The 17,346-nt window shown below is 54.4% G+C and carries 20 protein-coding genes; 9 read left to right on the top strand and 11 right to left on the bottom strand.

Going from position 1 to position 17,346, the window contains the following annotated elements; genetic code table 11:
* Positions 1–77: 77 nt before the first annotated feature.
* Together ACWKV5_RS26745 and ACWKV5_RS26740 are read left to right on the top strand one after the other, a co-directional pair.
* Positions 78–440, top strand: a complete 363-nt coding sequence (locus tag ACWKV5_RS26745) for a DUF6124 family protein (protein ID WP_483843695.1) — start codon at positions 78–80, stop codon at positions 438–440.
* Between the two features lie 266 nt (positions 441–706).
* Positions 707–2,437, top strand: a complete 1,731-nt coding sequence (locus ACWKV5_RS26740) for a DUF6119 family protein (RefSeq protein WP_483843694.1) — start codon at positions 707–709, stop codon at positions 2,435–2,437.
* A 265-nt stretch (positions 2,438–2,702) separates the two neighbouring features.
* Here the strand turns inward: ACWKV5_RS26740 and ACWKV5_RS26735 are convergent, their stop codons facing one another.
* The 4 genes from ACWKV5_RS26735 to ACWKV5_RS26720 form a co-directional block, all read right to left on the bottom strand.
* On the bottom strand, positions 2,703–3,614 hold the full coding sequence (locus ACWKV5_RS26735) for an FRG domain-containing protein (RefSeq protein WP_483843693.1): 912 nt from the start codon (positions 3,612–3,614) through the stop codon (positions 2,703–2,705).
* Between the two features lie 121 nt (positions 3,615–3,735).
* Positions 3,736–5,004, bottom strand: coding sequence for a HepT-like ribonuclease domain-containing protein (locus ACWKV5_RS26730; protein ID WP_483843692.1), 1,269 nt, complete (start codon positions 5,002–5,004; stop codon positions 3,736–3,738).
* Between the two features lie 285 nt (positions 5,005–5,289).
* Positions 5,290–6,129: a nitrilase family protein gene (locus ACWKV5_RS26725; protein WP_483843691.1), complete on the bottom strand. Its 840-nt coding sequence runs from the start codon at positions 6,127–6,129 to the stop codon at positions 5,290–5,292.
* Positions 6,126–7,625, bottom strand: coding sequence for a purine-cytosine permease family protein (locus ACWKV5_RS26720; protein WP_483843690.1), 1,500 nt, complete (start codon positions 7,623–7,625; stop codon positions 6,126–6,128). The genes ACWKV5_RS26725 and ACWKV5_RS26720 overlap by 4 nt, the downstream gene beginning before the upstream one ends.
* Before the next feature lie 147 nt (positions 7,626–7,772).
* Here ACWKV5_RS26720 and ACWKV5_RS26715 point away from each other — a divergent pair, with 147 nt between their 5' ends.
* On the top strand, positions 7,773–8,675 hold the full coding sequence (locus ACWKV5_RS26715) for a LysR family transcriptional regulator (RefSeq protein WP_483843689.1): 903 nt from the start codon (positions 7,773–7,775) through the stop codon (positions 8,673–8,675).
* Between the two features lie 40 nt (positions 8,676–8,715).
* Here the strand turns inward: ACWKV5_RS26715 and yecR are convergent, their stop codons facing one another.
* Together yecR and ACWKV5_RS26705 are read right to left on the bottom strand one after the other, a co-directional pair.
* Positions 8,716–9,186: a YecR family lipoprotein gene (gene yecR, locus ACWKV5_RS26710; RefSeq protein WP_483843688.1), complete on the bottom strand. Its 471-nt coding sequence runs from the start codon at positions 9,184–9,186 to the stop codon at positions 8,716–8,718.
* Between the two features lie 168 nt (positions 9,187–9,354).
* The gene (locus ACWKV5_RS26705; protein ID WP_483843687.1) at positions 9,355–9,537 is read right to left on the bottom strand and encodes a hypothetical protein; all 183 of its coding nucleotides are present in this window, start codon (positions 9,535–9,537) and stop codon (positions 9,355–9,357) included.
* Between the two features lie 263 nt (positions 9,538–9,800).
* On the opposite strand from ACWKV5_RS26705, the gene ACWKV5_RS26700 reads away from it, so the two are divergent.
* Positions 9,801–10,442, top strand: a complete 642-nt coding sequence (locus ACWKV5_RS26700) for a TetR family transcriptional regulator C-terminal domain-containing protein (protein WP_483843686.1) — start codon at positions 9,801–9,803, stop codon at positions 10,440–10,442.
* A gap of 39 nt (positions 10,443–10,481) precedes the next feature.
* On the opposite strand, the gene ACWKV5_RS26695 is transcribed toward ACWKV5_RS26700, so the two are convergent.
* Together ACWKV5_RS26695 and ggt are read right to left on the bottom strand one after the other, a co-directional pair.
* Positions 10,482–11,015, bottom strand: a complete 534-nt coding sequence (locus tag ACWKV5_RS26695; protein WP_483843685.1) for a cysteine hydrolase family protein — start codon at positions 11,013–11,015, stop codon at positions 10,482–10,484.
* Positions 11,016–11,084: 69 nt separating this feature from the next.
* Positions 11,085–12,812 carry a gamma-glutamyltransferase gene (ggt, locus tag ACWKV5_RS26690; RefSeq protein ID WP_483843684.1) on the bottom strand — a complete coding sequence of 576 codons (1,728 nt, stop codon included), beginning with the start codon at positions 12,810–12,812 and terminating at the stop codon, positions 11,085–11,087.
* Between the two features lie 148 nt (positions 12,813–12,960).
* On the opposite strand from ggt, the gene ACWKV5_RS26685 reads away from it, so the two are divergent.
* A complete protein-coding gene (locus ACWKV5_RS26685; protein ID WP_483843683.1) occupies positions 12,961–13,476 on the top strand; it encodes a methylated-DNA--[protein]-cysteine S-methyltransferase in 516 nt (171 codons plus the stop codon).
* 149 nt (positions 13,477–13,625) lie between these two features.
* On the opposite strand, the gene ACWKV5_RS26680 is transcribed toward ACWKV5_RS26685, so the two are convergent.
* Positions 13,626–14,219, bottom strand: a complete 594-nt coding sequence (locus ACWKV5_RS26680) for an NUDIX domain-containing protein (RefSeq protein WP_483843682.1) — start codon at positions 14,217–14,219, stop codon at positions 13,626–13,628.
* A gap of 100 nt (positions 14,220–14,319) precedes the next feature.
* Positions 14,320–14,757, bottom strand: a complete 438-nt coding sequence (locus tag ACWKV5_RS26675) for a hemerythrin domain-containing protein (RefSeq protein ID WP_483843681.1) — start codon at positions 14,755–14,757, stop codon at positions 14,320–14,322.
* A 126-nt stretch (positions 14,758–14,883) separates the two neighbouring features.
* Between ACWKV5_RS26675 and ACWKV5_RS26670 the strand changes: the two genes are divergently transcribed.
* Entirely contained in the window at positions 14,884–15,309 is a 426-nt protein-coding gene (locus ACWKV5_RS26670) for a GNAT family N-acetyltransferase (RefSeq protein WP_483843680.1), read from the top strand.
* A gap of 136 nt (positions 15,310–15,445) precedes the next feature.
* Here ACWKV5_RS26670 and ACWKV5_RS26665 read toward each other — a convergent pair whose 3' ends face one another.
* Positions 15,446–15,796 carry a hypothetical protein gene (locus ACWKV5_RS26665; protein ID WP_123432234.1) on the bottom strand — a complete coding sequence of 117 codons (351 nt, stop codon included), beginning with the start codon at positions 15,794–15,796 and terminating at the stop codon, positions 15,446–15,448.
* Positions 15,797–15,937: 141 nt separating this feature from the next.
* Between ACWKV5_RS26665 and ACWKV5_RS26660 the strand changes: the two genes are divergently transcribed.
* Genes ACWKV5_RS26660 through ACWKV5_RS26650 form a run of 3 tightly spaced genes read left to right on the top strand, consistent with a single transcriptional unit; the run spans position 15,938 to position 17,266 of the window.
* Entirely contained in the window at positions 15,938–16,186 is a 249-nt protein-coding gene (locus tag ACWKV5_RS26660; RefSeq protein ID WP_027925145.1) for a hypothetical protein, read from the top strand.
* Between the two features lie 20 nt (positions 16,187–16,206).
* On the top strand, positions 16,207–16,536 hold the full coding sequence (locus tag ACWKV5_RS26655; protein ID WP_483843679.1) for a DUF6388 family protein: 330 nt from the start codon (positions 16,207–16,209) through the stop codon (positions 16,534–16,536).
* Positions 16,537–16,561: 25 nt separating this feature from the next.
* A complete protein-coding gene (locus ACWKV5_RS26650) occupies positions 16,562–17,266 on the top strand; it encodes a YoaK family protein (protein ID WP_483843678.1) in 705 nt (234 codons plus the stop codon).
* Positions 17,267–17,346 lie beyond the last annotated feature (80 nt).

The following is a 17,346-nucleotide window of genomic DNA, read 5'->3' as shown; positions in this document are numbered from 1 at the left end:
CCAACCCGCGTATGGCCACCACCCTCGTTTGGTAGCAAGGGTGATGGCTCCTTAATTTTCTAAGTGGAGCTTCATCTATGATCAAACCAACACCCAACCCACCGGACACCGATCCGGCATCGCCCTACGAATCCCTCGATTCCAAAAAACTCCACGAAGCGGCCGAACGCGCACTCGACCATTACCTCAACCCGGCTGCCCAGATCATGGCCAGTAACCACGAACCTGAACCGATGTTCCTCGCCAATCCCAAGTACGACACCGAATCCCTGCTGGCCAACGCCAGCGAATCACTGGGGTCGGCGACGACCATGCTTAGCAATTTGGCGGCGTTGTTGGAGAACTCGCACCGCAAGACGTTGCTGGGGATTACGCAGGTGGTGATGCTGGGGGAGTTGGCGGTGAATCAGGCGTTGGATAAGGTTGAAGTGAAGGCGTAAGCACGATCCTCTGTGGCAGGAAACTGATTTCTCGCCACAGAGGGGGGTGTATTGAGATCGCTTGTGCGTCCATGACTTTTCAGTTCGGGAAAATCGGATCTGCACTGACTGCTATCGTATCGGGCAAAAGCGGACGGTGGGACTCGGAGTCGGCCGCTAACCAAAGCAAATTTTCGACTTGTCCATAAAGCCAAAGGGGTTTCATTGACATACGCACTAATGCTGCTTAGCTATTGAGTTATTCGTGACTAATCCGAGAGAAAGCCATGACCGAACAAGGAGTTGAGATCGCACAAATATCATTTTTTCTCGCAAGAGAAAATAAAAAAGCCGACTCCTTATTTGATCAAAAAAAAGACGTTTTAAAAAATATTACCGCAAGAGAATTCAAATTCTCGATAAGTGAAACAGATTGTAATTTCATATACTTTGAAACTACAACCACAAAATTGAATCCACCATGGTTAAACTTTATTAATGAACAACTGCCTGCGGAAGGAGCACCAGTATTTAGCTCTAAAAGCAAGAACCCAAATGGGATTTTATTTTTAAACGTCAAGAATAGAGTATTTGCAGCTACTTTCGGAAGGAGTGCCATAAGCTATCTTGATCGCGATGCATTTGAGCCGGACTTCGGAATAAAAACAGCTATGAATATGTGTGGCAACGAAGAAGTACGCCAGACAAAAAGTGAGAGCCATGCCATAACACCAACACATATCGATAGACAGGTCAACAAACCGGCTGACTCTTTCGCTTTCGGCTTGAGCGAAGCGGAAGACCTTCGATATATATCAGCCCACATGAAAGACCACAGAAATATAACCCTTCAGGGTCGAAACAATTTAACAATAAAAATTATTGGAAAAGAAAAGCTTAATTGGCAGCTCTTGATCGACTACTGTGAAAATTTTTTAGTTGCATATGCTAGTAAAGAATACGCCAAGCTATTTCCAAACTACAAGCATTTTGACGAGGCTTCGGAATCAGACAGCAACACGCTAGATGAATATCTAGTAGCCCAGCTTCGCTCAAAAAACACGAGCAAAATTAATCTTGGAATACCAGAGGTACTAATTGATTCGGATTATGGTTTCGCTTACTCCAACAACAAAAAAGCCGACGACAACACTTATGCATATTTAGATATTTGTCAAATATTCAACCATATATCTGCTGAAAAAATAACCACTGCGAAGCTCAAGTCCAAACATATTTATGCGTACTCATATGAAGAGGATCTGGTGCTCGGCTATAAAAAATGGCCACTGTATAACTGCTTATCTTTTGAGCAAAGCTTGGGAGATAAGTATTTTGTATTGAGCGATGGAAAATGGCTCGAAGTGGATAGCGGCTTCTACATAGAAATAACCAACTTCACAAAAGTCACTCTCCACGAAGAAGTTTGCGAAGAAATTTATCGAGGGATAGATATTAGTGATGACGCTAAAATGCAAAACAGAGAGAGCATTTTCAACAAAAAAATCTGCGAAATTCGCCCCTCATGCGTTTTGTTTGACCAAGCAAAACTTAAAATAGGCTCAGGCCGAAAAGACAAAGAGTTTTGTGACATCCTAGATTTAACGAATGAAAATAAAATCAGAATAATTCATTGCAAACCATACAAAAACGCCTCCTCAACAAACTACTTATTTTCACAGGCTCAATTCTACTGCCACGCATTTATTAACGACCAGTCTTTCCTTGGTGAGATTAGAAGCTATATTAGCTTATCGTCCAGCACCAAAAAAAATGACTACCTAGATTATATAAAATCTAACATAGCGGACATACATGGCACAGACTATGTTGTTTGCCTGTGGCTATTGTACGACCAGCGTGTAACGACCCCAGTTAAAACTGAAATCCCATTGATGGCCCAATATGAGCTAAAGCTAATGTACGAGCACCTACGAAATACCTGCAAATTTCACGATGTAATAATACGATTCGTTCCGGTAATTAAGAAAAATTATGTCAAAGCCATTTCCCATTAGAGCTGCTTTTTAATTAGCGCCTTATTTTTAACTAGCGTGGAGTAACTCTGGAGGACTCGATCCGAATTTCTGCTTTTTACTCCAAAGTCTTCGCTTCAGACTGACCGCTTTGGCTTTGCTACCTATCGCATGGACAATTCCTTCCAAAAGCTAATATTCACTGTGAAACATAGTTGGCAATGTCGTGAGCATACTCCACTCTTAACCTCCGCAAATCGACAGATGAAAATCTTAATTCCGCCCACAAAGCACAAAAAACTCACGTTTACAAAATATCATCTATTTCAATTTCATCTAAGTTATAAGAAAAGTACCCCTTAACCCCGATATGCTCTTTTGCCCATCCGACGACATCTCTAGCAACACCCTCAAAGCCTGGAAAAAGAGTTGCTCCATGCACACCTAACAATCGACAGTACTTCACCAGCTTCGGAACCTCAGTTATTGGCAAAGTATTTTTTGTTAGATCCGCACGACCGTCCAATGAATGAAAGAGATCGAATGTTTCCTCAAGAGGGGAAATTGTATAATCTTCATTTGCTAGATCGACACCCTGTTGCAAAGTAAAAACCCCAGATTGAGCAGCAAGATTTCTGCTCGTTCCTCCGGGAGGATCGATTATTTTTATATTTTTCCATTTAGAAGAATTAGTAATGTTCAACGCCCAAATAGCAATATTTCCCTCCGGCTGCGTATAGTCTGCTGAGGTTGCTGCAAAGTACGCTGCTACATAGCTACGCCGACTCCAATCCAAAAGTCTAGTAGGAACACCGTGATGCTGTGCAGCAGCTAGAACTTCGTAATATTCCCGCCCTGGCCAGAGCGCCCAGTCGTGCCAATATTCATCCTTACCCGTCGAGATTTTATCTTTCAAAATCTCATTATATCCAGAAACAGCTAATCCAGCTGTATCACACCCATCAAGAAACCTCTTAAGAACTTGCTGTTCGTAAAGCACCTGCGTAGCACTAGTATCTCCAAACATAACAGTGTGGCTTCGCGACAAAAAAGTCCCTTTACCTCTCCTGCATACGGAAGGAATCAGGGAATAGTCAGCACTACCTTGCCCACGAAATATAAAAACCTCTTTTCTCCACTCTCGATTTAGAGGTGACAAGTATTCAATTAGCGACTTAGCATCATCAAAATGTTTTTCTTGGTATCGTTTATTACTCAATTCCAGATTAACCTTTTAAATTTATCTCACAGAATAAAGGAGGGTTCATACTTGAGATGAGTACAAAAAAATCGCCTCTTCCTTATTATGCGTAGAAAATAGGCTTCGGATACAACAATCCCTAGCCCGCTAAATCCCTAATATCGGACAGCCCGTCGGGAAGTGCTTGCGTTGCTGATTCATCAAAACTTTCAAGAATTTCTATCATTTCATGCTTAACCCAGTCCGCAGTAGTCAATACGGAATCATTTAATTCAGCATCAACGTTATGTACGATGATGTCACGAGACAACTGGAGCTTCACTAACTCTCGCGCCAGCTCGGAAGACACGACACCTTCCTCTACAAGCTTGTCAATAATAAGCCGAGTTGAAGTTTTGTTTTTTATTAACTTTCGCGCCTGCTCATGATTTAGTGCATTCATAGCAGTCTCGATAAGTAACTGCTGAATAGAAATCCAAATAGAAATAAGCTCTGCGTGCGTACTATTTACAGTGGTTGCAATATTTTCAGCCACTTCTTCTTTCTGTTCAGGAGACATATAGATGCTATCGAGTTTGCTCAATGCCTCGCCAAGCTTCTCCTTGACCTCTCCGGAAATCTTCAAGATATTATCGAAATCGTCGTGACCGATAAAATTATTATGAGCTACAAGGCACCTCAACTCATACAACTTCGCCCACCGAGTTTGCAAGTACTCACTTTTACAGCTAACGATAGGTTGAAAATACCTCTCCCAGTTTGAAGTCGGGACAAGCTCTTTTAGTTCGTCGATATTTATTTCGCTAGCCGACAGTGCCGATCGAACTTTTTCCATAAGCTTAGAGGAACTAGCTGTCGAGTAAGGTTTAAATAGAAAATCCGAGAGCTGTATAAAATCTGTTTCAAAGAGATAATTATTGCCCGCAGTATTTTTTTTCGTTTTTATAGACTCCGACACTTCCCTCGGTACAGCTTCCTTTGTCCAGCCCAAACCAATTTTTGTAAGCATGAATTTTGTAATGAGCTTGCGCATCATGTTTTCAATTTCATGTATCACCGGATAGGCAGCCGAGGAAAGGCTGCTACTTACATCATCCCACAAAACCTCAACAGGTCTTTCAGCAGCTTTTGCCAAAATGGTTCTTATTGACTTCAACAATGATAGAAATATTATTATCTCGTCTTTGTTTTGACACCCTAAACGGACGTGAAAAAATATGTGACTATTGTTTTGTATTTCTCCCTGTTGAACATCATAGTCAAACCTCACCCCATCGAACACCAATCCTTTAGTTTTTATTTCGATGCTACTATATGATTGAATCAAATTATTGAATGCGGAAATCGAATTGCAAAACCCCTCCTTGGAATTAACTATTGCAAGATATTCGACTTTAAGGTTTTCCATTACCGTTTCTTCTTTAAGGTGATATGGGGAGAATAGTAGCGTTTTGTACCCCACATGTCATCGAAACAGTCTGTGCATCGATACAAACGGCAGATACGCCAGCACGGTTCAGCTAGCTGGACCTAAGCCTATTACCTCATTCTCGCGATATTCGATATCGCAAATACATTCGCCCAAGATGGTTTTTTGCTTAGTCACGCTAGGTTGAGCACTTTGGACAAAAAGTAGAGGTTGCCGCTCCCCTACCACAGTCTCTGGTAACCGAAATAGTTTTGGCCCACCGCCCTATCCCCCAACCACCCCATACAACCCCTCCCGCCGATCCCCATGCAAATCATTCCGCGCACTAATCCGCTTATTCCTCGCCTCCCCCAGATTCACCGTCGCCAACAAAACCCGCTCCCCACCCTGCTCCGCCGGCCCCGCCACCGGATACCCATCCGCATCAACAATCACCGAACCCTGCACCCACCCCACCCCTCGCTCAAACCCATGCCGATCACACGCCGCAATAAACATCCGATTCACCGAAGCATTCGCCTGCACCCGCACCACCTCCGCCGGACGCTCCGTCAGCGGCCTCGGCCCATCCGGCCAATTCACCGGCGCACACAACAAATCCGCCCCCGCCAGCGCCGGCAGCCGCACCCACTCCGGAAACTCCAGGTCATAGCAAATCAACATCGCAATCCGCCCATGCACCGTCTCAACCACCGGCGGCGCAGCATCACCGGCGGTGAAAATTTCACTCTCCGCATCCCACAGATGCGCCTTGCGATACACAGCGCGCACCCCTTGGGCATCAATCATCGCCGCGCTATTGGCCAGTTCATCCCCCTCCAACCGTTCGCAAAAACCACCCACCACCACAATGTTCAGTTCCCGGGCGAGTGCCGCCCACAGACGCAAGGTCGGTCCATCAACCGTTTCCGACAACGACAACGCCTCCCTGCGGTCATTGAACACATACCCGCTCTGCACCAACTCAGGCAGCACCACAACCTGCGCCCCTTGATGCACCGCCGAACGAATCGCGCGTTCGGTCAACGTGCGGTTAAACGCCAGATCACCAATCTTCGGCGCCACTTGGCAGCAAGCAACCACGGTATTTTTTGCAGTGTTCAACGTCCCTCCTCCACAGTCGGTTGGGTCATGGCGATGATGTCGCTCTCGGTAATCGCGTCGATGATCTTGCGTTCCGCCGCGAGGTCCAGCGAGCGGCTGAGGATGAAGTACGTCAGGCCCGACACCACCAATCCCACCAGCCAGGCGATGTCTACGCCTTCGAGCATGCGTGCCAGTGGCCCGACGAAGACTTCTTTGTTGGCGGCGGCATCGAAGATGTAGAAGAACGGCACCATTGCGGCGAAGCCGATCAGGTAGGAGACGATGCCGCGAAATTGCCAGGCGCCGTAGATGCCGTTCGGGGTGAAGAAGTGCGGGATGGCGTAGCGGCCTTTGCGCACGAAGAAGTAGTCGACCAGGTTGACGGCGGTCCAGGGCACGAGGAAGTACAGGAGCAGCACGAGGAAGGTGTTGAGCAGTGCGATGCCGTCGCCTTTGATCGACAGCACGCAGGTCAGCAGGATCACGCTGATTGCGGTGATGGACAGGATTCGGGCGCGGGGTGTCGGGGTGATTTTCTTGATCGAGTCGGCGCCGGTGAGCAGCGTGAGCATGGCGCTGTAGGTGTTGAGCGCGATGATCGGCAGGAAGCCCGCGACCGAGACGATCACCAGCACATTACCCAGCCCCGGAATCATCGAAGAGCCGACCTGGTTCAACGCAACCAGCGCATCCACTGCTTTCAACTGCTGCGCCAGCCACGCGCCGAGGCCGATCATCCAGCTGCCGGACAGCGAGGCGCCGATGAATACGGCGGCGATCAGTTTCGGGCGGCTGGTGTTTTTCGGCAGGTAACGGGAGTAGTCGGAGACATAGGGCGCATAGGAAATGTTGTAGCTGGCGCCGATGGCGAACAGTGTGGCGAACGCGACCCAGTTGAAGCCGAGGTCCGTCGCCGGGGTGACGCCTTCCTGGCCGGCGCCGAACATCAGGGCGATGGTAACCAGCGCGTACAGCGGCAAGGTGGCGAGCAACGCCCATTTGAAGGCTTTGTGCATCAGGTCGTGGCCGTAGATCGACAGCAGCGCGCCGATCAGCACCACCGCCACGGCGACAATGGTCGGGTCGATGCCGAACACATGTTCGAGGCCGTTCATGATCAGCGAGATGTTCACCACGTTGAAGCCGACGAACACAAACATCGTCGCCATCAAGGCCAGGATCACCCCGCGATAACCGAACTGGGCACGGGACTGGATCATTTGCGGCAGGCCCATTTCCGGACCTTGCGAGCCGTGGAAAGCCATGAAGATGGTGCCAAACATGATGCCGAGCGCACCGGCGAGCATGGTCCACAGCGCCGACAAGCCGAGGCTTGGGCCGACGAAACCGATGGAGATGGTGAAGAAGTGGAAGTTGCCCAGGAACCAGAAAGGCCCCTGGCTGCTGAGTTTGGCGTGACGTTCGTTTTCCGGAATGTAGTCGATCGAGTGGCCTTCGATGGCCAACCCGCCGCTCGCTTCGAGGGCGTGCGCAGATTGTGGGGACCCTGACATACGAATGTTCCTATGCTGGTGATTGTTGTTTTTATGGGCAAAGCGCCGGTTTCATTGCAATGTAGGGCGTCGGTCAGGGCTATAAAATATCGCAGGCGCACTGTTTACATAGATCGGCGTCTATGTGGTGAACATCGGAGGCAACACATGCTGGGCACTGTATCGGAACTGGATCTGCGCTTGATCCGGGTCTTTCTGACTGTCGTCGAGGCCGGCGGAATCTCGGCCGCGCAAACGGCGCTGAATACCACGCAACCGACCATCAGCGCGCAATTGGCGACGCTGGAAGCGCGGGTCGGTTTTCGTCTGTGCGAGCGTGGGCGCGGCGGGTTTTCGGTAACGCCCAAGGGTGGTCAGTTTGTCGACGCGGCCCGTCGGCTACTGGCGGCGGCCGAGGGCTTTCGGGTTGAGGTGCAGCACATCAATCGCAAGGTGTCGGGCACGATCAACATTGGTTTGCTCGGTCAAATCGATCCGTCCGCCAACAAGAACATCGCCCTGGCCATTGCCCGTTTGCGCTCGCGCCATGAAGGGCTGTATTTCCACTTCACCGAGCTGTCGTCATCGTTGCTGGAAGAGAAAATCATCAACGGCCACATCGATCTGGCCATCGGTTACTTCTGGCATCGCTTGCCCAACATCGATTACTTCCCGTTGTTCCAGGAAACCCAGATCGCCTACTGCGCCCCGGCGCATCCACTGTTCGATCAGGTCGGTGATCTGAGCCGCGAGGACGTGCGCGAGTACGACTGGGTCTGGCCCAGCCACCCGTTACCGGAAATGCCCGCGCCCACGTCCATCGAACGTTTGACGGTGCTCACCGACAGCATGGACGGTGCCGCGTTGCTGATTCTGTCGGGTCAGCATTTGGGCTTTTTGCCACAGCACTACGCGGCGAAACATGAACAACTGGGCCAGTTGCATCCGCTCAACCCTGAACTGCTGCGTTATGAGGTGGGCTTCCATGCGGCTGTTCGGCATTCGGCGCGGCAACGGGAGGTGGTGAGTGCCTTCCTGGCGGAGTTGATCGGGATTTTTGCAGCCGGGTAATCAAGGGACGGAAACAGATCCGCCCCCAGCATCGACCGAATTATTCAGCCATGATCGCCTGATACTGCTTCTGGTACTCGGCATAGGGAAGGTGTTGATCCATCAATGCTTTCACGCGCGATTCCTTGTATTGAGCAGGCGTCAGCATTCCCACCGGAACCGACGGGAGCGTAGAAGCTGAGGCTTCGGTAGTGGGTGTGATATTTCCGATGCATTGATATTTGACGATCATCTGGCCACCGGTGCAATTACCCCAGCCATCGCGGACCTGGCAGTTCTGGGTTTGGCCACCGAAAGGTTCGGCGCGGGTGTAACCCCAAACCGCACATTTGTTGTTTGCAATTGACTCGGCTTGCTTGTAGTCAACGACCGGCGTTTCAAAGGGTTTGAAATCATAAGCCATATCGATCGAGCCATCCGCTCGGCTCCCGCCGGTTGCGTAGAAGTCTTTACGGCTGGAGCAGCCTGTTACCACAACAGCAAGAATGATCAGAACAAGTAGCTTACGCATGGAGGAAAACCTTCAGATATAAGAAAAGTACAAAGACGGCAATGCGCCTTACAGCTGTCGACAAAAACGACAACGGGAGGTGGTGAGTGCCTTTCTGGCAGGGTTGATCGGGATTCTTGCAACCGGGCAATCAAGGGACGAAAACAAATCCGCCCCCCGTTCAAACCCTCAATGTTCTTCAAGCACACCGAAGCGCAGGTTGTTGGCCACGTAATCCGGATGGAAGACATCCTGATCGAGCTCGAACAGCGCTTTGTTCTGCGGCAGGCGCTCGTTCTCGTTCAATACTTCGTCTGGGCTCACGCCTGTCAGCTCGGCGAGAAGTTCGCCGATCAGTTGTTCTACGCTCATTTTATTGTTCTCGTTGAGGCTGAAGGTCTATGCGGTCGAGCCCCCGAATTGCGGGGCTTGTAGCGTAATTCGCGAGAAGAATTTAATACGCGCACGCATCCTCAATTTTTCAATCGGCGACAGCGCGTTCTCATTTCATGACAATTTGTGCCCGTTTATCCGGCCGTTCCACGTCATCCATAAACAGCCTAACGACGTCATCGCTGGCCCTCACGCTATATAGTTTTGTATATTACGCAGCTCAAATCGCCTAGACCCTCTCCATGAGCCGCATTCGCCAACACAATCAGCACCTCATCCTGGCCGCCGCCAGCGAAGAGTTCGCCGCCAAAGGCTTCGATGCCACCCAGACCCGGGACATCGCTGCGCGTGCGGGGGTGCCGAAGGCGAATCTGTATTACTACTTCCAGAGCAAGGAAAACCTCTACTCGCGCGTGCTGCTCGGGTTTGTCGAACCCTTGCTGCACGCCTCGGCCGCGCTGCGTGAAAGCGACGATCCGGTGGAGGGATTGCAGGCCTACATCGCCGCGCGAATCCGCATCGCCCGGGAGCATCCGCACATTGCCAAGGTGTTCAGCGGGGAGTTGCTGCTGGGGGCGCGGCAATTGCCCGAGGAGTGCCGGGACCTGCTGTATGCCGAGGCGCAACGTAATGTGGAGTGCCTGCGCAGCTGGATTGATCGGGGTCTGTTGGCGCCGGTGGACCCGGAGCATTTGATGCTGTTCATCTGGTCGGCGACCCGCACCTACACCAATCTGGGCTGGCAGATGGCGCACATCACCGGGCAGCAAACGCCGCAGGATGAGGATTACGCGATGGCGGCGGCGACCATTACGCGGCTGGTGTTGGGCGGTGTGGTGCCGGAGGTTGGGCAGTCGCCGAGGGCGTTGATGTTTGCGACGTGAGCAGCCTGAAGCATTCAAGCCTCAGGGCTGACAGTGGCTTCAGATGCGGATTTCCGCCGCTGGCTTGACGTCGATCCGCGCCACCGAACCGGTCAGGTGCGCCAGGTCCTTGTTGTGCTCGGCGATGATGTCTTCGGCCGTCGAGTTACCGTTGTCGACGGTGGAGTGCGCATCCGCCGCCAGCTCCACGTCGTAGCCCAGTTTCAGTGCCTGGCGTACGGTCGCGTTGACGCAGTAATCGGTTTGCAGCCCACAGATGATCAGGCGCTCGAAGTCCTCTCTGGGCAGCAGTTTTTCAAGATTGGTTTGGTAGAACGAATCCGGGGTGGTTTTGCGTACGTAATGATCCGTGGGCTCGGTGTCCAGGTTATTGGCCAGTTTCCAGCCATCGGTGCCGTATGCCAGCGGGCTGCCCTCTTCCTCATGCTGTATGAAAACCACCGGCACCTTGGCTATCCGGGCTCGGGTGCTGAGGTGGTTGATGCTTTCGATGACGCGGTTGATCTCAAAGCACTCGTACTCGCCAGAGCACAGCGCCTGCTGGACGTCGATGATTAACAGTGCGGTAGCCATGATTCATTCCTTGAACAATCAATGGATCAGGGGACGAAAATAGATCCGTCCCCTTTCAAACACAACCTCTTAGTAGCCGAGTGACAACCCGGTGTTGCGACGTGGGTCGTTGGCGCCGTAGAAGCGGTTTTTGCCGACCGGTTTGCCTTCCAGCGAAGGCGCGCCGACGAGTATCGCCGCGACGTGGTTGGCGTCCTGTGGCCCGGCAAACTTATGCCCCCAGCTTTCGAGGATCTTCACCGTGTCCGGGCTGGTGGTGAAGGTCTCGAGGTTGGTCTCTTCCGGCAGCCATTGCTGGTGGAAACGCGGGGCGTCCACCGCTTCCTGGATGTTCATGCCGTAGTCGATCACGTTGAGCATGGTCAGCAGGGTGGCGGTGATGATGCGGCTGCCGCCGGGGGTGCCGACGACCATCACGACTTTGCCGTCCTTGGTGACGATGGTCGGGCTCATGGACGACAGCGGCGCCTTGCCGGGCGCGATGGCGTTGGCCTCCCCTTGCACCAGGCCGTACATGTTCGGTACGCCGATTTTCGAGGTGAAGTCGTCCATTTCGTCGTTGAGGATGACCCCGGTTTTGCTGGCCATGACGCCGGCGCCGAACCAGTCGTTGAGGGTGTAGGTCATCGACACCGCGTTGCCCCATTTGTCGACGATGGAGAAGTGCGTGGTGTTGCTGCCCTCATGCGGCGCTACGCCGGGTTTGATCTCGCGGGACACGCCGGCTTTTTGCGGCTGGATCGCGGCGCGCAGTTTGGTGGCGTAGTTTTTGTCCAGCAGGTGCGCGATTGGATTCTTCACGAAATCCGGGTCGCCGAGGTAGCTGTTGCGGTCCACATAGGCGTGGCGCATCGCTTCGATCTGATAGTGCATGGCTTGAGCCGAGTGGTAGCCCAGGTCTTTCATCGGGTAACCGTCGAGGATGTTCATGATCTCGCAGATCACCACACCGCCGGAGCTTGGTGGCGGTGCCGAGACCACGTGGTAGCCACGGTAATCGCACTCGATGGGCGCCAGTTCGCGGGTTTTGTATTTGTCGAGGTCGGCCTGGGTGATGATGCCTTTGTTGGCCTGGCTGGAGGTGACGATGGCGTCGGCGACCCAGCCTTTATAGAACCCGTCGGCACCCTTCTCGGAAATTTCCCGTAGGGTTTTGGCCAGGTCCTTTTGCACCAGTTTTTGCCCGACCTGCATCGGCTCACCGTTGCTGAGGAAGATCGAGCCGGAGTCCTTCATGTCTTTCTTGAAGACGTCGGTGGCGTAGTCGAGCAAATCGACATCGCCCTGCTCCAGCGCAAAGCCGTCTTCGGCCAGTTTGATCGCCGGGGCGATCACTTCCTTGCGCGGCTTGGTGCCGTACTTGCTCAGGGCCAGTTCCATGCCGGACACGGTGCCCGGCACGCCGACGGCCAGGTGGCCACGGGTACTGAGGTCCGGGACGACATTGCCTTCTTTGTCGAGGTACATGTTGGCGGTGGCGGCCAGCGGGGCTTTTTCACGGAAATCGAGGAAGGTCTTGCGCCCGTCCGCCAGCTGAATGGTCATGAAACCGCCGCCACCGAGGTTGCCTGCTGCGGGATAGACCACCGCCAGCGCATACGCCACCGCGACGCCGGCATCCACGGCGTTGCCGCCGTTCTTGAGCACATCGACCCCCACCTGGGAGGCCAGGTGCTGGGCCGTGACCACCATGCCGTTTTCGGCCGCGACGGGGGCCACGGAGGCGGCGTGGGCAGTCAGGCAGCTAAGCGCCAAGGAGGTCGCGATGAGCGATTTGGCAAAAGATTCGTACTTCATGAGTCGGTCTCTTTTTGTTTTTAGGGTCTGAAAAAGCAGAGAAAACGTTTCAAGAGCAGAAGGCAGTATGGCTCGGATTACACATTGCGCCTCCCCGTCGAGTCAGTATGCTGAGGCTCTGTTCAGCCCTTCTGCGGAGTTCGCCAGCATGACCTACACCTTCACCACCCTGGCGTCTCCGGTCGGCGAACTGAAGCTGGTCGCGAACGGGGCAAGACTGGCGGCCATCCTCTGGGAAAACGACAAACCGAACCGGGTGCGACTGGGCCCGATGCACGAAGCGCCGGACAACCCGATCCTGGTGCGCGCCGTTCAGCAGTTGCAGGAATACTTTGCCGGCACCCGAAACCGCTTCGATCTGGAGCTGGATTTTGCCGGCACGGATTTTCAGAAGAAGGTCTGGCAGGCCCTGCTGACCATCCCGTTCGGCGAGACGCGCAGCTACAGCCAGATTGCCGAGCAGATCGGCAACCGGAGCGCGGTGCGAGCGGTGGGCGCGGCGAATGGCAAGAACCCGATCTCGATTGTTGCACCCTGCCATCGGGTGATCGGTGCGTCGGGGAAGCTCACCGGGTTTGCCGGTGGGCTGGAGGCGAAAGAACGGTTGCTGACGCTTGAAGGGTGCGAGTGGTCAGGCGCCATCAGAACAGGCGACCTGTTTTGAGCTGACTAACCCGAACTTTGCGGCGAGGGAGCTTGCTCCCGCTCCAGTGCGCAGCGCGGGCAAAAATCTTCGACGATGCCGATGTTTTGGGGCCGCTTCGCAGCCCAGCGCGAGCAAGCTCGCTCGCCACAGGGTTCAGGTTTCAAATCTCAGGCAACGGTGAAAATATTCTTCATCGCAGCGTACTGCAGCAGCATGATGGTCTTGGCGTCGCAGATCTCCCCGCGATAAAACGCTTCCAGTGCCTCATCGAAGGCCCACTCCAGCACCTCCAGTTCTTCGGTCTCTTCCTCCAGCCCGCCGCCCTCGCTGACTTTCGACGTGGCGTCGTACTCGGCAATAAAGAAGTGCAGCTTTTCGGTGACCGAGCCGGGGCTCATGTACGACTCGAAGACCTTTTGCACATGGTGCACGCGGTAACCGGTTTCTTCCTCGGCTTCGGCACGGATGCGTTCTTCCGGTGCCGCCCCTTCGAGCAACCCGGCGGCCACTTCGATCAGCAAGCCGTCATGGCCGTTGACGAACACCGGCAAGCGGAACTGACGGGTCAGCACCACGGTGCGCTGCTCGCGGTTGAACAACAGAATCGCCGCGCCGTTGCCGCGGTCGTAGACCTCGCGGGTCTGGCGTTGCCAGTCGCCGTTGTTGCGCTGATAGTCGAAGGTGATTTTCTTCAGCAGGTACCAGTCGTGGGACAACACCTGGGATTCGATAATGTTGACCCGTTCGGCTGTGTTCGCCATGGCACCGCATCCTTTTTCGTGAGAAGCGCCCATGGTAGGCGAAAACGGAAATCTGTGGCGAGGGAGCTTGCTCCCTCGCCACAATAAGGCGCGGAACGCGTCAGGAGAGCTGCGCCTTGTATTCTTTTTCGTACTGGCCGGCGAGGGTTTCTTTCTGTTTTTCATCGAGCAGTTTGCCGGCCATCTGGAAGAACTTCTGCTCTTCCTCTTTCAGATGGTGATGAACCTTCTCGGCCAACTTCTTCGCGGTCGCCAGCCACGCCGGGCTGGACATCTCGGTCTCGTCCAGTTCCTCCATCATTTCGTCCATTTCGTGGTGCTCGGCGATGGCGTGACGGCTCAGGTCGACGCCGTTGTCGAACTCCATCAGCGGGATGTAGAAATGCCGTTCCTCGGCGGTTTCGTGGGCCTGGAGTTCGGACTTGAGTTGTTTGTAAGCCTCGACCCGCTCCGGGGTGTCGCCACTGGTTTTGATCAGCGCATCGGCATAGCTGCGTTGGCGCTCGTGGCTTTCACGCAAGGCTTCGAAAATATTCACGGGGTGTCCTCATTGGCCGCGTTCTGAAGTGACGCTGTTTAGGCTAGACATCCGTGCGACGGCGACGGTTCCACAATTGCGGCGCGCACGCTAGGCTGCCGGTTCATTGCCATAAGGATGTCGCTCATGACCCTGCGAATCGAACAATCGCAAAACCCCACGGATGAAGAACGCGAGGCGATCCTCACGCCGTTGCGTGCCTACAACGCGGCACAGGCGGGTCCGGGCAATCCGCAACCGCTGGCGCTGCTGGTGCGCGATGACAACGGCGAGATTCTCGGCGGGTTGTATGGCCGGTTCTTTTACCAGTGGTTGTTTATCGAGTTGCTGTCGGTGCCCGAACAGGCCCGGGGACAGGGTTTGGGCTCGAAACTGATGCAGATGGCGGAAGACCTGGCACGGGAAAAGGAATGCGTGGGGATCTGGCTGGACACCTTCGACTTTCAGGCGCCTGATTTTTACAAAAGGTTGGGCTTCAGCGAGTTGGGCCAGATTGCCGACTACCCGCCGGGGCACAAACGCCATTTCTTCCAGAAACGCCTGATCAACTAATTAACACCCAAAACCCCTGTGGGAGCGAGCCTGCTCGCGAAAGCGTCGGGTCAGTCAACATTGATGTTGAATGTAATGCCGCTTTCGCGAGCAGGCTCGCTCCCACAGGGGATACTGCGTCAGTTCATGAATCTGATTACAGGCAAGTCGCCAACGCCGCCAAACGGCGCTTGGCCACGAAATCATCATGCTGCGCGTAGTAACTGATCACGGTGCCGGACGCATCGGTGGTCACGTCGATAAAGGATTCCGCCGACCGCGTGTAAACAGTCGAACCGCCCTTCTTCCCCGGCTGCAAATACGCGCCAGCATCCACGCCGAACACCGCCTCGTCCTGCCAGGAAAACTGCACGCACTGGGCCACGACCATTTCCGGCTTGTTCGAGTTCAGGGTTTTGTACGGGGTCTTGGTGCGAGCATCGTCCATCACCGAGCCCGCGCATCCCGCCAGCAACGTTACGGCCAGCGCCACCATCAGAATTCGCATTACGTTCGCTCATCAAGAAAAAGCGGACTGTATCACCGTGGCGCGGCGTTTCGTTCTGCTTTACTGCATTTATACCGCGACACCGCGTACCGATTCGCGCACCCTGTCGCGCCATAAACACTGCCTTTTTCTGGAAACCCCATGACACCCAACGCCGAATTCTACAAACCGACCCCTGAATACGCCGACAAGCTGATCAGCCAGATTGGCCAGACACCGTCCTGGATTGCCAAGCGCATCGGCGTTACCGACAAGCGCATCCGTTACATCCTCGACGGCGAACGCACCGTCAAAGGCGAGACCACGCCGATCAAGATGACCTACACCGAGCAGTTCGCCCTCGAATGCCTGGCCGCCGCGGCCAAGGCCAGCAAGAAACAATCTTCGTAACCCGTTATCAAGGAGCGACCATGGCGGCAACCGAACAGCAACATGAGCAGGCGCTGAAGAAGTTTCTCGATGAGCGCCCGGAACTGCGCCACGAACTCGACAACCTCAACCCGCTGCTGGCCCAGGCCAAGGGTGAGACCGCAGCGCAGTACCGTGACGAGCGATTGCACGAAGCCTTCGAAGCCGAGGCCGAACGTCAGGGACTGTTCGCCTGGGAACTGACGCTGCTCCTGACGGCCGCCACACCACAGGACTACGAAGCCCAGCGCCGGGAAGTGCATATCGAAGTCGCGGAGATGGCCGGCATGGATTGGCTGGACTATTGCGAGCTGTACGGGATAAAACCGTAACCACTGTTCAAGGATGCCCGCACAGATGCTGCCTTCCGCCTCGTCAACCCACGCCAGCCCCGGCCACCTGCACACGCAAAAGTGGCGCGGGCGCATCGGCATGACGCTGGTGGCCATGCTCTCGGTCCTCGCCGGCATGACCGACGCCATCGGCTTCATGGCCAGCGGCGATTTTGTCTCGTTCATGAGCGGCAACACCACGCGGCTCGCCGTGGCCATCAGCGTCGGCGACCTGGGGCTGACCGGGCGTTTGCTGCTGCTCGTGGCCACGTTCATCGTCGGCAACGCCTTGGGCATTATCGTCAGCCGCCTCGGCGGGCGGCGGGCGCTGCCGTTGATGCTGACCATCGCCGCGCTGCTGTGCGCGGCCGCCATCTGGCCTTACGAGGATCAATTGCCCGCGCTGCTGGCGGCGATCATCGCCATGGGCATGCTCAATGCCGCCGTCGAGGAAGTGAACGGCCTGCCGGTTGGGCTGACCTATGTCACGGGTGCCTTGTCGCGCTTCGGACGCGGATTGGGGCGCTGGATGCTCGGCGAACGGCGCAATGGCTGGCGCGTGCAATTGATCCCCTGGACCGGGATGTTTGCGGGGGCTGTGCTTGGGGCGGTGCTGGAACATCATTTGGGGCTTCAGGCGTTGTTTGCCAGCGGATTGCTGGCGGGGGTGCTAGGGGTGGTGTCGTTGAAGATTCCGCGGCGGTGGCAGTTGGGGTACATGCCGCGCTGATTGAAGTGTTGCCTGCCAGGCCGCCTTCGCGAGCAGGCTCGCTCCCACAGTTGATTTGCGTCGTCCACTAAACCCCTGTG

Source organism: Pseudomonas oplopanacis (assembly GCF_057128725.1).
This window is presented reverse-complemented; position numbering and strand designations above follow the sequence as displayed.

Coding starts and splice junctions, on each gene's coding strand:
- ACWKV5_RS26665 (WP_123432234.1), bottom strand. CDS start 15,796: ATGCGAATTCTGATGGTGGCGCTGGCCGTAACGTTGCTGGCGGGATGC.
- ACWKV5_RS26685 (WP_483843683.1), top strand. CDS start 12,961: ATGACCTACACCTTCACCACCCTGGCGTCTCCGGTCGGCGAACTGAAG.
- ggt (WP_483843684.1), bottom strand. CDS start 12,812: ATGAAGTACGAATCTTTTGCCAAATCGCTCATCGCGACCTCCTTGGCG.
- ACWKV5_RS26650 (WP_483843678.1), top strand. CDS start 16,562: ATGCTGCCTTCCGCCTCGTCAACCCACGCCAGCCCCGGCCACCTGCAC.
- ACWKV5_RS26695 (WP_483843685.1), bottom strand. CDS start 11,015: ATGGCTACCGCACTGTTAATCATCGACGTCCAGCAGGCGCTGTGCTCT.
- ACWKV5_RS26715 (WP_483843689.1), top strand. CDS start 7,773: ATGCTGGGCACTGTATCGGAACTGGATCTGCGCTTGATCCGGGTCTTT.
- ACWKV5_RS26700 (WP_483843686.1), top strand. CDS start 9,801: ATGAGCCGCATTCGCCAACACAATCAGCACCTCATCCTGGCCGCCGCC.
- ACWKV5_RS26660 (WP_027925145.1), top strand. CDS start 15,938: ATGACACCCAACGCCGAATTCTACAAACCGACCCCTGAATACGCCGAC.
- ACWKV5_RS26730 (WP_483843692.1), bottom strand. CDS start 5,004: ATGGAAAACCTTAAAGTCGAATATCTTGCAATAGTTAATTCCAAGGAG.
- ACWKV5_RS26670 (WP_483843680.1), top strand. CDS start 14,884: ATGACCCTGCGAATCGAACAATCGCAAAACCCCACGGATGAAGAACGC.
- ACWKV5_RS26720 (WP_483843690.1), bottom strand. CDS start 7,625: ATGTCAGGGTCCCCACAATCTGCGCACGCCCTCGAAGCGAGCGGCGGG.
- ACWKV5_RS26740 (WP_483843694.1), top strand. CDS start 707: ATGACCGAACAAGGAGTTGAGATCGCACAAATATCATTTTTTCTCGCA.
- ACWKV5_RS26655 (WP_483843679.1), top strand. CDS start 16,207: ATGGCGGCAACCGAACAGCAACATGAGCAGGCGCTGAAGAAGTTTCTC.
- ACWKV5_RS26680 (WP_483843682.1), bottom strand. CDS start 14,219: ATGGCGAACACAGCCGAACGGGTCAACATTATCGAATCCCAGGTGTTG.
- ACWKV5_RS26705 (WP_483843687.1), bottom strand. CDS start 9,537: ATGAGCGTAGAACAACTGATCGGCGAACTTCTCGCCGAGCTGACAGGC.
- ACWKV5_RS26745 (WP_483843695.1), top strand. CDS start 78: ATGATCAAACCAACACCCAACCCACCGGACACCGATCCGGCATCGCCC.
- yecR (WP_483843688.1), bottom strand. CDS start 9,186: ATGCGTAAGCTACTTGTTCTGATCATTCTTGCTGTTGTGGTAACAGGC.